Raw genomic sequence first — 12,689 nt, forward strand, 5'->3', positions numbered from 1 at the left:
GGCCACCAAGTTTGGCCTAGACCCGTTATCCTTCCGTGATTGGGGGAGGGAGCGAAAGGTGTCGCCCGGGGTGCCGTGCGGTGACTTCCGACACAGGCGAGGGGCGGGGGCGGCAGACACCGCCCCCGCCTCTCAGCCCTCCTGGCCCCCCTCGTCCTCCGGTTGTTCCCAGCCCTCCACCTGGCCCGAACCCTCCAGGCGCGCCGTGAAGGAGAAGCGGTCCCCCCGGTAGAGCGAGCGCACGCGCTCCAGCGGGCGCCCGTCCGTGTCCCGCGACATCCGGTGGATGAGCAGCATCGGCAGCGCGGGCGGCGTCCCGATCAGCAGCGCCTCGCGCGGCGTCGCGAGCACCGTCTCCAGCCGCTCGTCCGCGCTGCCGAAGCGGATGCCGAGCCGGTCGCGCAGATACCCGTAGAAGGAGGAGTCGGGCTCGAAGTCCGTATCGAGGTGCGGAACGCGTTCCACCGCCACGTACGTGCTCTCCAGCCCCACCCGTTCGTCGTCGGCGAGCAGCACCCGCTCCATGTGCCACACCGGCTCGCCCGGTTCCAGTCCGAGCTCGGCGGCGAGCGCGGCCGAGCACGGGGAGCGCTCCAGGCCGATCAGCCCGCGGCCGGGCCGGCGGCCCTGCCGCCGGACGCCCTCGGTGTAGCTCGCGAGCGACAGCGGCTGCTCCAGCTTGGGCCCGGCGACGACCGTGCCCCGCCCCAGCCGCCGCAGCCGTCCCTCCAGCAGCAGATCGCGCAGCGCCTGGCGCACCGTCTCCCGCGAGACCTCGAACCGGACGGCCAGGTCCCGCTCGGGCGGCAGCAGCCCGCCCTCGCCCAACTCATCGAGCAGGGACGCGACTTGAACCTTCACCGCGTAGTACTTGGGGATGCGCCCGTGCTCGGGTATGCCGGACCGGATCGGTGCGCCGGGCGCCTGGTCCATCAGGTAGTCCACTGGGTAGTCCACGGCGTGATCCTCGCACTTCAGCGCCGCTCCCGCCGCGCCCCGGCCAGCAGCGCCCCGCCGCCCAGCACGAGTACGGCCGCGGCGACGCCGAGCCCCAGGAGCGGCGTGCCCGAGCCCGTGTCGGCGAGGGCGGGCGGCAGGGCGGCGCGGCCCCCCGTGATGTCGTCGCCGTAGCCGTCGGAGGGCCGCCCCGCGCTGAGCGCCGGCAGCCGCCGCTCGCCGTGCGCGTGCGCCCGCCGGACGGTGAACGCGTAGTCGCCGGACCGGCCGGCCCAGTGGCCGTCGTCGACGCGCCGCCGCGCGGCGGCGACGTGCTCCGTCACCGGCCCCTCCGGCGCGCCCGCCGCGAACCGCTGCCGCACCGGCACCACGACGGACCGCCCGGCGGGGACGTCGAAGCCGGGGAAGCCCGGGGCAGCGGGGGTGTCGGGGGCGCCCGAGGTGCCGGGCGATCCACCGCCGAACACCCCGACGTTCTCGGCCGCGTTGGCCCGTACGGTCCGTACGAACCGTACGGGCCGCCAGCGGCGCGCCCGCTCGTCGTAGAACTCCATCCGGATGTCGCGCGGCCGCAGGGCCCGGTTCCGGTCGGCGAGGACCGCGACGGGGTGCACGGCGCGGCACCCCGCCCCCGTGGCGGCGCGCAGCTCCAGCCGCCAGCCGCGCCACCCGGCCCCGCTCCCGTATGTGGAGGGGCCGCCGCTGAGCCGCGCGGTGACGGGGTATTCCGCGCCGCGGGCGGCACCGCAGCTCGGCGGCTTCCCGCCGGAGTCGCCGGGCGCCGTACGTACCTGCGTCGGGGCACGTGCCAGGGCTGGGGCTGAGGCACGTACGAGGGCTGGGGCGCGTACGAGGGTCGCTTCCGGGGCGAGCGCGCGGGCGGTGTCCGGGGCGAGTACGAGCGCGAGCGCGGCGGCGCTCAGGGCGGCGAGGACACGGGGCAGGCGCATCGGCGGACCTCGGCTGAGGGGAGGTGACGGGAAGGACGGGGGTGACGAGAGGGGCCGGAAAGCGATGTGCGGCGATGGAAGGCGACGGACATCACGAACCGTCAGGAACATCGCATCGTGCGCCCCGATGCCGCCGCACGACCCGGCCGGCTACCCCCGAATGGTCTCCACATCCCGCCCGATCAGCGGATTTTCTGTCAATCAGACCGCGTTGGCGGGGGCGCCGGAAACGCGCCTCCGGACCGCCCGAACAGCGGCGCCAGCACCAGGTGCGCCGCCCCCTCGACCACCGTCCGCTCCCCGCCGGGGGCGAGGGCCACCGGGACCGTACGCCCGTCCGCGCGCGCCGCGTCCTCGGCCAGCACCGCGCCCACCCCCCGTACGTACGTGTCCGCGGCCATCAGCAGGGTGCGGCCGCCGAGCAGCACCCGGCCGATGTCCAGCAGTTGTACGAGGTTGGCCGCGCCGACCCCGAGCAGCCGGGCCGCGCGCGCCGGGTCGCCGGCCGCGACCGCCGCCAGGCACAGCGCCTCGACGCAGCCGCGCCTGCCGCAGCCGCAGGGCGGGCCGTCCAGTTGGACGACCTGGTGGCCGAACTCGCCCGCGGCCGTGCGCTCGCCCCGGTACACCCCGCCGCCGAGCACGAGCCCGGCCCCCAGGCCCGTACCGAGGTGCAGATAGGCGAAGGAGTCCGCGACCGGGTCGGGGCCCGGGGCCGGGTCCGAGACCGAGTCGGGGTGCCTCACCCCCGTCCCCGGAGCGTTCAGCGCGAGGCCGAGGGCCGCGGCGTTGGTGTCCTTGTCGACGACGACGGGCAGCGCCAGCCGCGCGGCGAGGGCGGCGCGCAGCGGGAAGCCGTCCCAGCGCGGGAAGCCGGTGATGCGCCCCAGCACCCCGTCCCGGTGATCGAGCGGCCCGGGGGCCGCCACGCCCACGCCCAGCACGGCGCGCCCCTCCCCCGCCGGGCCCATCAGCGCCTCGGCCGCCCGCGCGGCGGTCTCCACGACCTCCGCCGCCCCCGCCCCGAAGTCGAGCGGGGCGCGGCGGGACGCGACGGTGCGGCCGGCCAGGTCGGTCCGTACGGCTATCAGCTCGTCCCGGTCGATGTGCAGCCCGATGGCGTGCCCGGCGTCGGGGACCAGGCGCAGGACCGTGCGGGGCTTGCCGCCCGTGGAGGCGCGGCGGCCGGCGTCGGCGGCGAAACCGTCCGCGCGGAGCCGCGCGGTGATCTTGCTGACGGCTTGCGGGGTGAGACCCGTGCGCCCGGCCAGCTCCAGGCGGCTGACGCCCCCCTCGCCCGCGTCGCGCAGCAGGCCCAGTACGAGGGCGGTGTTGTGCCCGCGCAGAGCGGTGAGGTTGGCCCCTGAATCTGATCTGTGCACCGACCTATAGTCCCAGGCGCTTGCACTTTGGCAACAGCGTTGTCAAAGTGGGCGGCATGGATGGCACCACTGGCTCCCCGCTCCGCGTCGGCCTCATCGGCTACGGCCTGGCAGGCTCCGTCTTCCACGCCCCCCTGATCGCCACCACCGACGGCCTCGCCCTCGACACCGTCGTGACGGCCAGCCCCGAACGTCGGCAGCAGGCGCTCACCGAGCACCCGCGGGTCCGTACGGTCGACACGGCCGAGGAGCTGTTCGGCCGCGCGGCCGAGCTGGACCTGGTGGTCATCGCCTCCCCCAACCGCACGCACGTGCCGCTCGCCCGCGCCGCGCTCGAAGCCGGGCTCCCGGCCGTCGTGGACAAGCCGCTCGCGGCGACCGCGGCCGAGGCCGAGGAGCTGGCCGCGCTGGCGGCCGACCGCGGGCTGCTGCTGAGCCCGTTCCAGAACCGCCGCTGGGACAACGACTTCCGTACCGTCCGGCAGCTCATCGCCGACGGGCACCTCGGCGACGTGCTGCGCTTCGAGTCCCGCTTCGAGCGCTGGCGGCCCCGGCCCAAGGGCGGCTGGCGGGAGTCCGGCGACCCGGCGGAGCTGGGCGGGCTCCTCTACGACCTCGGCAGCCACCTGGTCGACCAGGCCCTCGCCCTCTTCGGCCCGGCCGCCACCGTCTACGCGGAGGCCGATGTGCGGCGGCCCGGCGCGGAGGCCGACGACGACACGTTCATCGCGCTCACCCATGTGAACGGCGTCCGCTCGCACCTGTGGATGAGCGCCACCACCGCCCAGCTCGGCCCGCGCTTCCGGGTGCTGGGCACCGGCCAGGGCTATGTGAAGTACGGGCTCGACCCGCAGGAGGCCGCGCTGCGCGAGGGCCGCCGGCCCGGCGACGACGGCCCGGCCTGGGGCGTGGAGCCCGAGTCGGCCTGGGGCCGGATCGGGGCGGGCGAGTCGCCGCGCACGGGCGGCGGCGACCCCGTGCCGACCCTGCCGGGCGACTACCCCGCGTACTACGCGGCCATCGCCGAGGCCCTGCACGACGGCGCCGCGCCGCCGGTCACCGCCACCGAGGCCGCCGCGACGCTGCGGGTGCTGGAAGCGGCGCGCGCCAGCGCCGCCGAGGCCCGTACGGTCCGTATCGCGCAGGCGGGGGCGGGAGAGGGAGGGACGCGGTGACCGCCGAAGCGGACCGGACCGCCGAAGCAGGTCTGACCGCCGAAGCCGACCTGATCGCGGAACTGACCGAGCAGGAACAGCGCCTGGTCCTCGACCGCTTCGGCAACGACGACGCCTGGCGGCTCGGCGCCCTCCTCGTCGAGCTGGCGCGCGAGCGCGGCGCGGCCGTCACCGTCGACATCCGGCGCGGCGCGCAGCAGCTCTTCCACTGCGCCCTGCCCGGCACCTCGGCCGACAACGACGCCTGGACCGACCGCAAGCGCCGCGTCGTGGAGCGGTACGCGGAGTCCTCCTACCTAGTCGGCGCCCGCTTCCGCGCCAAGGGCCGCACCTTCGAGGACTCCTCCCGGCTGGACCTGGACCGCTACGCGGCGCACGGCGGGGCGTTCCCCATCCGGCTGCGCGGTACGGGCGTCATCGGGACCGTCGCGGTCTCCGGCCTCTCCCAGGCCGAGGACCACGCCCTGGTCGTCGAGGCCCTGGAACGCCACCTGGGCTGACGCCCCATCACTCCTCGGCCCCCGCACCGGGCCCCGGCGTGCGCGAGAAGCGCGCCGAGCGCGGCGAACGGCGCGGTGAATACGGACATGGGTGAACCCTCCACGGGGTCTCGTCGTGCCGGATCGAAATATCGGCGTGACGAGCCGCGCGGGCTCCATATCGCGTACGGGAATCGGACCGGGACAGCCATGCCAACCGGTGCGGCCGGAAATGCCGGAGCACCAGAGAAACCAGAAGAACCGGAAGGAACCAGAAGTAACCGGAAAGAACCGGGAAAGGCCGGATCGGAACGAGAGAATTCAGGCGAGTACGGGGAAGAGGAGCGCCTGCGCGGTCGTCGGGAGGGGACGGCCGGGCGCTCGCGGCCGGGCGCGGCCGGGGGCGTCGGGATCGCGTTGGGCCAGGAACGCCGTGCGACGCTCCCGGTCCCTTATCGCGGTACGTACGCGGTTCGTCGCGAGCGGATAGCCCGTACGGGACGCGATGACCGCACAGGTCATCAGTGCCGCCGCGACCGCGGTGGTGGCGGCGAGCGCCATCGCGCTCAGCCAGCCGGTTTCGCTGAGCAGCAGCCCGGCGACAAGGAACAGGAACAAACCCACGTATGTGCGCAAGACCGTCGTCATGGGCTGCCTCCTTTCCGCCGCCGTACTCGATTACCGCTCGATGCCGTGCCGTATCACGCGATGTTGTTCTGTCCCACAGATACTACCGGGCACCACTGACAATCGTCCCGTAGCACGGCGGAATTCCGCCGACGGTCACAAGGCATTCACAGGGCGCAGGAGTTCACCGGGTCACCGCCCGTACGCGGCACGGTACGGCTCGGCGGCGGGGCGGCGTCGTACTCCGGGTCCGCCTCCTCGCGGATGAGGCGCTGGAGCGCGTCCCACCGCGTCCGGTAATGGACGTCCCACAGCGGCTCGGAGCCGCGAGGGTAGGCACGCAGGGCGGGCGGAGCGGTGGTCAGGATGTCGGGGGCGTGGCGGGTCAGCAGCAGGACCTCCCAGCCGATGCCCCCGGTGCGGCTGCCGGGGCGCCGCCCGCCCTACCAGATGGAGCCGACAACGGTCGGAGGTTGCCCGGACCGGAGGCGATGGTGCGGCTCATGGTGCCCGGGCGACCGGCCCGGCGTCAGCAACTGGCCGTGTTTTGGCGGAAATTGAAAACTCTCACGATGGCTGAACGTCGCCCTCTCCGCCCCCGTACCCCCACAGCGACGGCGGGGCCACGCGCGCTCCGTGCCAACCAGCAGCGGATCACAGGCGGATCAGAGACCAAGGAGAGATCATGGGGAATCGACGTCACGCGGTGTTCGCGGGCACGGCTGTCGCAGTGCTGGCGCTGGCCGCCGCGGGGTGCGGGGGCGGGGACTCGTACCAAGGGGGCCAAGGGGGCGGCAAGGCGGCGCCGGCCGGGGGCAGTTCCTCGGTCGCGCCGGGCGACGACGACGGTTACGGCAGCGCCGCGCCCAAGGCCGGCACCGGAGCCGGTACCGATACCGATACCGGTGCCGGTGCCGATACCGGTGCCGGTACCGGCGCAGCCGCCAAAGCTTTGGGCGTACGCAGCGTGCCCGGCCTCGGCAAGGTCCTCACCGACGGCAAGGGCCGCACCCTCTACCGCTTCGACAAGGACAGCGCCTGGCCGATGAGGTTCGGCTGCACCGGAGCCTGTCTCGACACCTGGAAGCCCGCGAAGCCGGCCGACAAGTCGAAGCTCGACGCCGCCGTTCCCGCGAAGCTCATCTCCACCGTGACCCGCCCCGACGGCGCCGAGCAGCTCGCCGTCGACTGCTGGCCGGTCTACTGGTTCACCGGCGACAAGAAGGCGGGCGACGCCAACGGCCAGGGGAAGATGGGCCTGTGGTTCGCGGTCTCCGGCGCCGGAAAGAAGGTCACCGCGTCGGCCGCCGAGGCCGGGCCCGCTACGGGGTACTGACCGCGGCTCCCCGCACACTCCCGTCCGCGCCGGGCCCGGCGAAGTCCTCGTCGTCCCGCGCCAGCACCTCCCCGTCCGGCCGCGGGTCGGCCGTGCGCGGCCCCCAGCGGCTGACGGCCAGCGCCACCGCGGTGTTCGCGGCCAGCGCGACGATCCCCGCGTTCATGCCCCACACGGGGTCGTGGTCGGTGAAGACCAGCCCGCAGACGATGACGGCCCCGACGGCGAGCCCGCTCAGCGCGCCCCACAGAGTGATCCGCCGCCACACCAGCCCCAGCAGAATCATGGGCACGAGCTGCGCCATGCCCTCGTACGAGATGAGGGAGAGCCGTACCAGCGTCTGGGGCACCGTGTACGTGAGCAGCAGCGCCAGCGCGCCCGCGACGACGACCACGACCTGGGAGAACAGTTTCTGACGGGGCGCCAGCCGTGGCACCGCGCCCAGCACGCTGCGCCCCCACATCGTCCCGATGACCAGCATGAACACCGCCATCGGCACGATCGAGGAGAGCGCCGCCGCCACCCCCACCACGCCGACCGCCCAGGCCGGCAGCGCGTCCACCACCAGCTTGAACAGCGCCAGGTTGGAGTCCGCGCCGACCAGCCCCGGCACCACGAAGATCGCCGCCATGCCCAGCAGCATCGGCACGAACAGCAGCACGTTGTAGAAGGGCAGGAAGACCGCGTTCCGCCGCAGCCCGTCCGCGCCGCGCGCGCCCAGATAGCCCGCCACGGTCGTCGGGAAGATCACCACGGTGAGGGAGTTGAGGAACGTCGTCGTCACGAACCAGCCCCCGCCCATCCCGCTGCCCCCGTGCCCGCTGAACGTCAGCCACTCGGGCCTCTCGGCCACGATCCGGTCCAGGAACGGCCCGTAGCCGTCGAAGTAGTGCAGCGGCACGTAGATCGCCAGGAACGCCAGCGTCCCCACCACCAGCACGTCCTTGAGCACCGAGACCCAGGCGCTGCCGCGCAGCCCGCTGACCACCACGAACCCGGTGGTGACGGCGAAGGCCACGAAATACGCCCAGTTCAGGCTGATCGCGCCGTACGAGATGGTCGTGACGACCACGCCCATGCCCATGATCTGCAACTGGATGTACGGCAGCAGGCAGACCGTCGCCAGAATCGCCACGAACGCGCCGAGCCACGGCCGCCCGTAGCGGTGCGCGACCATGTCGGTGATCGAGACGAGGCCGTGCCGGCGGGCGTACGACCACAGCATCGGCCCGACGACATAGCCGAGCGCGTAGCCGCAGGACATGTACGCGATGACGTACAGGACCGGCGCGCCGTAGTTGTAGCCCCAGCCCGCCGCGCCCAGATAGCTGAAGCTCGTATAGCCCTCGCCCGCCATCAGCACCCAGATGAAGACCGGGCCCAGGCTCCGGCCGCCCACCGACCAGTCCGCCAGCCCGCCGCCTGAGCCGCGCCCGCGCACGGCGAGCAGCCCGAGGCCGACGGTGAGCACCATGAAGACGCCGAAGACGGACGTCGCGACGGCGGCGTTCACGCGGCGCGCCCCCGCTCCTCGCGGCGGGGGCGCCGCCGGTCGCCGCGCCAGGCCAGCCACACCGCGACGGGCGTCAGCAGCGTGGCGAGCAGCAGCCAGAAGAAGAGGAAGGGCAGGCCGAGCACGGTCGGGCGGACGCGGTCGACGAGCGGCAGGACCGCCAGGAAGAGCACGTACGGCACGAGCAGCCACAGCAGAGAGGCACGTTTCAGCACGACGGAGACCCTAACGGGGCGCCGTCCCTCGCGGGGGCGCCGGCTTCAGCGCTGTCCCTCACGGGGCGCCGGCTTCAGCGCTGTCCCGAGCGGGGCGCGGGCTGTGGCAGGGCTCCGACCCTCAGCGGGACGCGGGCGGTGGCAGGGCTCCGGCCCTCAGCGGGGCTCGATCGCCGTCAGCCGCCCCCACACCACCAGCCGGTATGTCGACGTGAACTCCGGCGTGCAGGTCGTCAGCGTCAGATACGAGTCGGGCTCCGCGTAGTGGTAGGCGGGGTGCGCCGAGCTGTACGGGACCGGGGCGATGACCGTGCCGTCGGACGGCAAGGTCCGCGGCAGCGTGCGGTCGATCGTGTACGTGTAGCGGGCCGCGTCGGTGTCGATCCGCACGGTGTCCCCGGGGCGCAGCCGGTCGAGGCGGCGGAACGGTTCGCCGTGCGTATTGCGGTGCCCGGCGAGCGCGAAGTTCCCCCGCTGCCCCGGCTGCGCGGTGTGCACGTAATGCCCCACGTATCCCTTGTCGAGGACGCCCGCCTTGCTGATGCCCTGCGCCACGGGCGCGGTCACGCCGATCTTGGGGATGCGGATGACGGCGTACGCGGCGTCCCGGCGGGGCGGGCTCCCGCCTACGCTCACCCGCACCGAACGGGTCTCCTCGGAGGACGGGGCAGGGTCGGAGCCGGGCTCGGCGGACGGCTCGTTCCGGTCCTCCTCGGGCGGCGTCGCGGGGCTCTCGACGGCGCGTTCGTCCGCCCATCCCCGCTCCAGCTCCGCGACCTCGTCCCGCGCGCTCGCCCGCGCCTCGCGGTTGGTCCACCACAGTTGGTGGGCGACGAGCAGCAGGACGACGGCCCCGAGCGTCACCACCAGTTCGGCGCCGCCCCACAGCAGCCGCGCGCCCAGGGGCCGCCGGGCCCGCCGCCCCCGCACCACCACCGGAATCCGCTCCCGCATCCGCCGAACGGTAGGGCCTGCGGGCGCGGACCACCAGAGAGACAACCCGCCGAACAAGCCGGGCGAGCGGCTTTCATCCGCCCAGCACGTGCGACACCGTGTAGATGCACAGCCCCGCGAGCGCGCCGACCACGGTGCCGTTGACGCGGATGAACTGGAGGTCCCGGCCGATGTGCGCCTCGATCTTCTTCGAGGTGTGCTCGGCGTCCCAGCCGGCCACCGTGTCCGTGATCAGCAGGGTGATCTCGTCCCGATAGGTCGTCACCACGTAGACGGCCGCGTCCTCCAGCCAGCCGTCGACCTTGGCCCGCAGCCGTTCGTCGCCCGACATCCGGTTGCCGAGCGAGAGGATCGCCGCCCGTACCCGCAGCCGCAGCTCGCTGCGCTCGTCCTCGGCCGCCGCCACGATCATCGCGCGCACCGAGCTCCACGCCGAGGCGATGAGGTCCTGCACCTCGCCGCGGCCCAGCACCTCCGACTTCAGCCGCTCCACCCGCGCCCGGGTCTCGGTGTCCGACTGGAGGTCGCCCGCGAAGTCCCGCAGGAAGCGGTCCACGGCCCCGCGCGCCGGATGGTCGGGCATGTCCCGCATCTCGGTGACGAACCGCAGCAGCTCCTTGTAGACCCGGTCGCCGACCTTGCGGTCCACGAACCGCGGCGTCCAGCCGGGCGCGCCGCCGGTGACCGCGTCCATCACGGACGCGCTGTGCTCGACGAGCCAGTCGTGGGCCCGTACGCACACCAGGTCCACCAGCTTGCGGTGGCCGCCGTCCGCGACGACCTTCTCCAGCATCTTTCCGACGCCCGGCGCGATCTCCTGCGCGTCGGCCCGCCGGGTGATCGCCTCGCCCACGACGGCCTGCACATCGGAGTCGCGCAGCACTCTCAGCGCGCCGCGCAGCGCGGTGGCCAGCTCGGCGGTGACCCGGTCGGCGTGGTCGGGGTCGGCGAGCCAGGCGCCCAGCCGGGAGCCGATGCCGACGGCCCGCAGCCGCTGCCGCACCACGTCGCCGGAGAGGAAGTTCTCCCCGACGAACTCGCCGAGGCTCTGCCCGAGCTGGTCCTTCTTCGTCGGGATGATCGCGGTGTGCGGGATGGGCAGCCCCATCGGCCGTCTGAAGAGCGCGGTCACGGCGAACCAGTCGGCGAGCGCGCCGACCATGCCGGCCTCCGCGGCGGCGGCCACGAAACCGGCCCAGCCGCCGGCCCCGGCGGCCCGCGCCCACGTGGCCAGCGCGTACACCAGGGCGACGGCGAGCAGCAGCCCCGTGGCGAACATCTTCATCCGGCGCACGCCGCGCCGCTTCTCCTCGTCGGCCGCGCTGTAGGCGAACCCGCCGGGCGGGCCGCCCGGCGCTCCCCGGGAAACAGCGTCAGCCGCCCCAGCAGTCACCCCAGGCCCGGCAGCCCCAGGCCCAGCAGCCCCAGCAGCCTCTCCAGCCCCGGGGGCTTCAGCCCGCCCGGTACCGGCGGCGTCCGCCGGTCTTCCCATCCGCGTCGGTTCCATCCACTCCACCCGTTCGAGCCGTCCTTCGGCAATTGTCCCTGTCCGAGGTACTCGGGGAACGGACCAGGAGTTCCCGGCGTCCGAGCTGTGGAGGGCCGCGCCACGGGCGGCCGCCCCGATCCGCGGTGCGCCGCCCGGGTACCGCGCCGTCCGCCGGGCAGTCCCGCGCCGTCATGGGATCATGGAGGCCGACCGGACCGCGACGGCGCCGCTGACCCGTACCCACCGCGCCCCTGCGAGGAGAGTCCGCCCATGTCCAGGCCCCCCATGCCCCGCGGCTCGGCCTACGCCGTGCTGGCCGCCCTGGCGGCCGTGGTGGTCCTCATATCGGCCGCCATCTTCATCGGGGCCCGCACCGGCGACCGGCCGGGCGCCGCCCCGGAGCCCCGCGGCTCCGCCTCGCCCGCCTCGGCCGGCTCCTGGGTCGGCACATGGGGCACGTCGGCCTCGGCCGCCGAACCCCGTACGCCCACCGGTTTCGCGGGCATGTCCGTACGGAACGTGGTGCACACCAGCATCGGCGGCAGCAGCGCCCGCATCCAGCTCTCCAACCTCTACGGCACCCAGCCGCTCTCCCTCACCCACGCCTCCCTGGCCCTCGCCGCCGCCCCCAGCTCCCCCGGCGCCGCGCCGGGCACCATGCGCCGTCTCACCTTCGGCGGCCGCACGGCCGTCACCATCCCGGCCGGCCGCACGGCCGTCAGCGACCCGGTCCGGCTCGCCGTGCCCGCCGCCGCGGACCTGCTGGTCACCACCTATTCGCCGACCCCGTCCGGCCCGGTCACCTACCACCCGCACGCCCGCCAGACCTCGTACCTCGCGCGCGGCGACCGGGCCGAGGACGGCGCGGGCGCCGCGTACACCGGCCAGAGCCCGTACTGGCGCTACCTCACCGGCGTCGACGTGTGGAACAAGGAGGCCCGGGGCGCGCTCGCCGTCATCGGCGACTCCATCACCGACGGCGTGACCTCCACCGCCGGCGCCAACCACCGCTGGACGGACTTCCTCGCCGCCCGGCTGCGCACCGAGCCCGGCGCGCCCCGCTACGGCGTGCTCAACCAGGGCATCAGCGGCAACCGCGTCCTCCTCAGCGGCGCGCACGGCCGCCGCTCCGCCAACCCCAGCGCCCTGTCCCGCCTCGAACGCGATGTCTTCGACCGTACGGGCGTACGGGCCGTCATTGCGCAGCTCGGCGTCAACGACATCCTGCGGCTGCCGCACCAGCGCGACCCCGGCAAGATCGTGGCGGGGCTGCGGAAACTGGTCGCGCGGGCGCACGCGCGCGGGCTGCCGGTGTACGGCGCCACCTTGATGCCGTTCGGCGGCCACCGCGGCTACGACCCGCGCCTGGAGGCCGTACGGGAGGCGGTCAACGACCGGATCCGGGCGGGCCACGTCTACGACGGCGTCATCGACCTCGACCGCGCCCTGCGCGACCCGGCCGCGCCGAAGCGGCTCGATCCCCGGTACGACTCCGGCGACCATCTGCACCCCAGCGACGCGGGGTACCGCGCGATGGCCCACGCCGTGGACCTCGACCGCCTCAAGAACGGCGCGCCGACCGTCCTCTGACTCCAGCGAGCCGCGCCGCCCC

The 12,689-nt window shown here is 74.2% G+C and carries 12 protein-coding genes; 4 read left to right on the plus strand and 8 right to left on the minus strand.

Going from position 1 to position 12,689, the window contains the following annotated elements; genetic code table 11:
- Window positions 1–132: 132 nt before the first annotated feature.
- The 3 genes from IF55_RS08155 to IF55_RS08165 form a co-directional block, all read right to left on the minus strand.
- Window positions 133–945, minus strand: a complete 813-nt coding sequence (locus tag IF55_RS08155) for a GntR family transcriptional regulator (protein WP_048831692.1) — start codon at window positions 943–945, stop codon at window positions 133–135.
- Between the two features lie 29 nt (window positions 946–974).
- The gene (locus IF55_RS08160) at window positions 975–1,907 is read right to left on the minus strand and encodes a hypothetical protein (protein ID WP_030875274.1); all 933 of its coding nucleotides are present in this window, start codon (window positions 1,905–1,907) and stop codon (window positions 975–977) included.
- Window positions 1,908–2,104: 197 nt separating this feature from the next.
- Window positions 2,105–3,289 (minus strand): ROK family transcriptional regulator, encoded by a 1,185-nt coding sequence (locus IF55_RS08165; protein ID WP_037962531.1) that lies wholly within the window; start codon window positions 3,287–3,289, stop codon window positions 2,105–2,107.
- Between the two features lie 56 nt (window positions 3,290–3,345).
- On the opposite strand from IF55_RS08165, the gene IF55_RS08170 reads away from it, so the two are divergent.
- Both IF55_RS08170 and IF55_RS08175 read left to right on the plus strand, forming a co-directional pair.
- Window positions 3,346–4,464 (plus strand): Gfo/Idh/MocA family protein, encoded by a 1,119-nt coding sequence (locus tag IF55_RS08170; RefSeq protein ID WP_030875269.1) that lies wholly within the window; start codon window positions 3,346–3,348, stop codon window positions 4,462–4,464.
- A 32-nt stretch (window positions 4,465–4,496) separates the two neighbouring features.
- Window positions 4,497–4,964, plus strand: coding sequence for a heme-degrading domain-containing protein (locus tag IF55_RS08175; protein ID WP_030875266.1), 468 nt, complete (start codon window positions 4,497–4,499; stop codon window positions 4,962–4,964).
- A 300-nt stretch (window positions 4,965–5,264) separates the two neighbouring features.
- On the opposite strand, the gene IF55_RS08180 is transcribed toward IF55_RS08175, so the two are convergent.
- On the minus strand, window positions 5,265–5,591 hold the full coding sequence (locus IF55_RS08180; protein ID WP_030875265.1) for a DUF6412 domain-containing protein: 327 nt from the start codon (window positions 5,589–5,591) through the stop codon (window positions 5,265–5,267).
- Window positions 5,592–6,255: 664 nt separating this feature from the next.
- On the opposite strand from IF55_RS08180, the gene IF55_RS41155 reads away from it, so the two are divergent.
- On the plus strand, window positions 6,256–6,906 hold the full coding sequence (locus tag IF55_RS41155; RefSeq protein ID WP_078643824.1) for a hypothetical protein: 651 nt from the start codon (window positions 6,256–6,258) through the stop codon (window positions 6,904–6,906).
- Here the strand turns inward: IF55_RS41155 and IF55_RS08190 are convergent.
- The 4 genes from IF55_RS08190 to IF55_RS08205 form a co-directional block, all read right to left on the minus strand.
- Complete coding sequence (locus IF55_RS08190) at window positions 6,893–8,419, minus strand: sodium:solute symporter family protein (protein ID WP_030875259.1); 1,527 nt, start codon at window positions 8,417–8,419, stop codon at window positions 6,893–6,895. The two genes, IF55_RS41155 and IF55_RS08190, sit on opposite strands and share 14 nt — an antisense overlap.
- Window positions 8,416–8,634, minus strand: coding sequence for a DUF3311 domain-containing protein (locus IF55_RS08195; protein WP_245661093.1), 219 nt, complete (start codon window positions 8,632–8,634; stop codon window positions 8,416–8,418). The genes IF55_RS08190 and IF55_RS08195 overlap by 4 nt, the downstream gene beginning before the upstream one ends.
- Window positions 8,635–8,790: 156 nt before the next feature.
- Complete coding sequence (locus IF55_RS08200) at window positions 8,791–9,588, minus strand: class E sortase (protein WP_048831695.1); 798 nt, start codon at window positions 9,586–9,588, stop codon at window positions 8,791–8,793.
- Window positions 9,589–9,661: 73 nt separating this feature from the next.
- The gene (locus IF55_RS08205) at window positions 9,662–11,080 is read right to left on the minus strand and encodes a DUF445 domain-containing protein (protein ID WP_106980326.1); all 1,419 of its coding nucleotides are present in this window, start codon (window positions 11,078–11,080) and stop codon (window positions 9,662–9,664) included.
- Window positions 11,081–11,347: 267 nt separating this feature from the next.
- On the opposite strand from IF55_RS08205, the gene IF55_RS08210 reads away from it, so the two are divergent.
- Window positions 11,348–12,667, plus strand: a complete 1,320-nt coding sequence (locus IF55_RS08210; RefSeq protein WP_245661094.1) for an SGNH/GDSL hydrolase family protein — start codon at window positions 11,348–11,350, stop codon at window positions 12,665–12,667.
- Window positions 12,668–12,689: the final 22 nt, after the last annotated feature.

This window comes from Streptomyces varsoviensis (genome assembly GCF_000718635.1).
Taxonomy (GTDB): domain Bacteria; phylum Actinomycetota; class Actinomycetes; order Streptomycetales; family Streptomycetaceae; genus Streptomyces; species Streptomyces varsoviensis.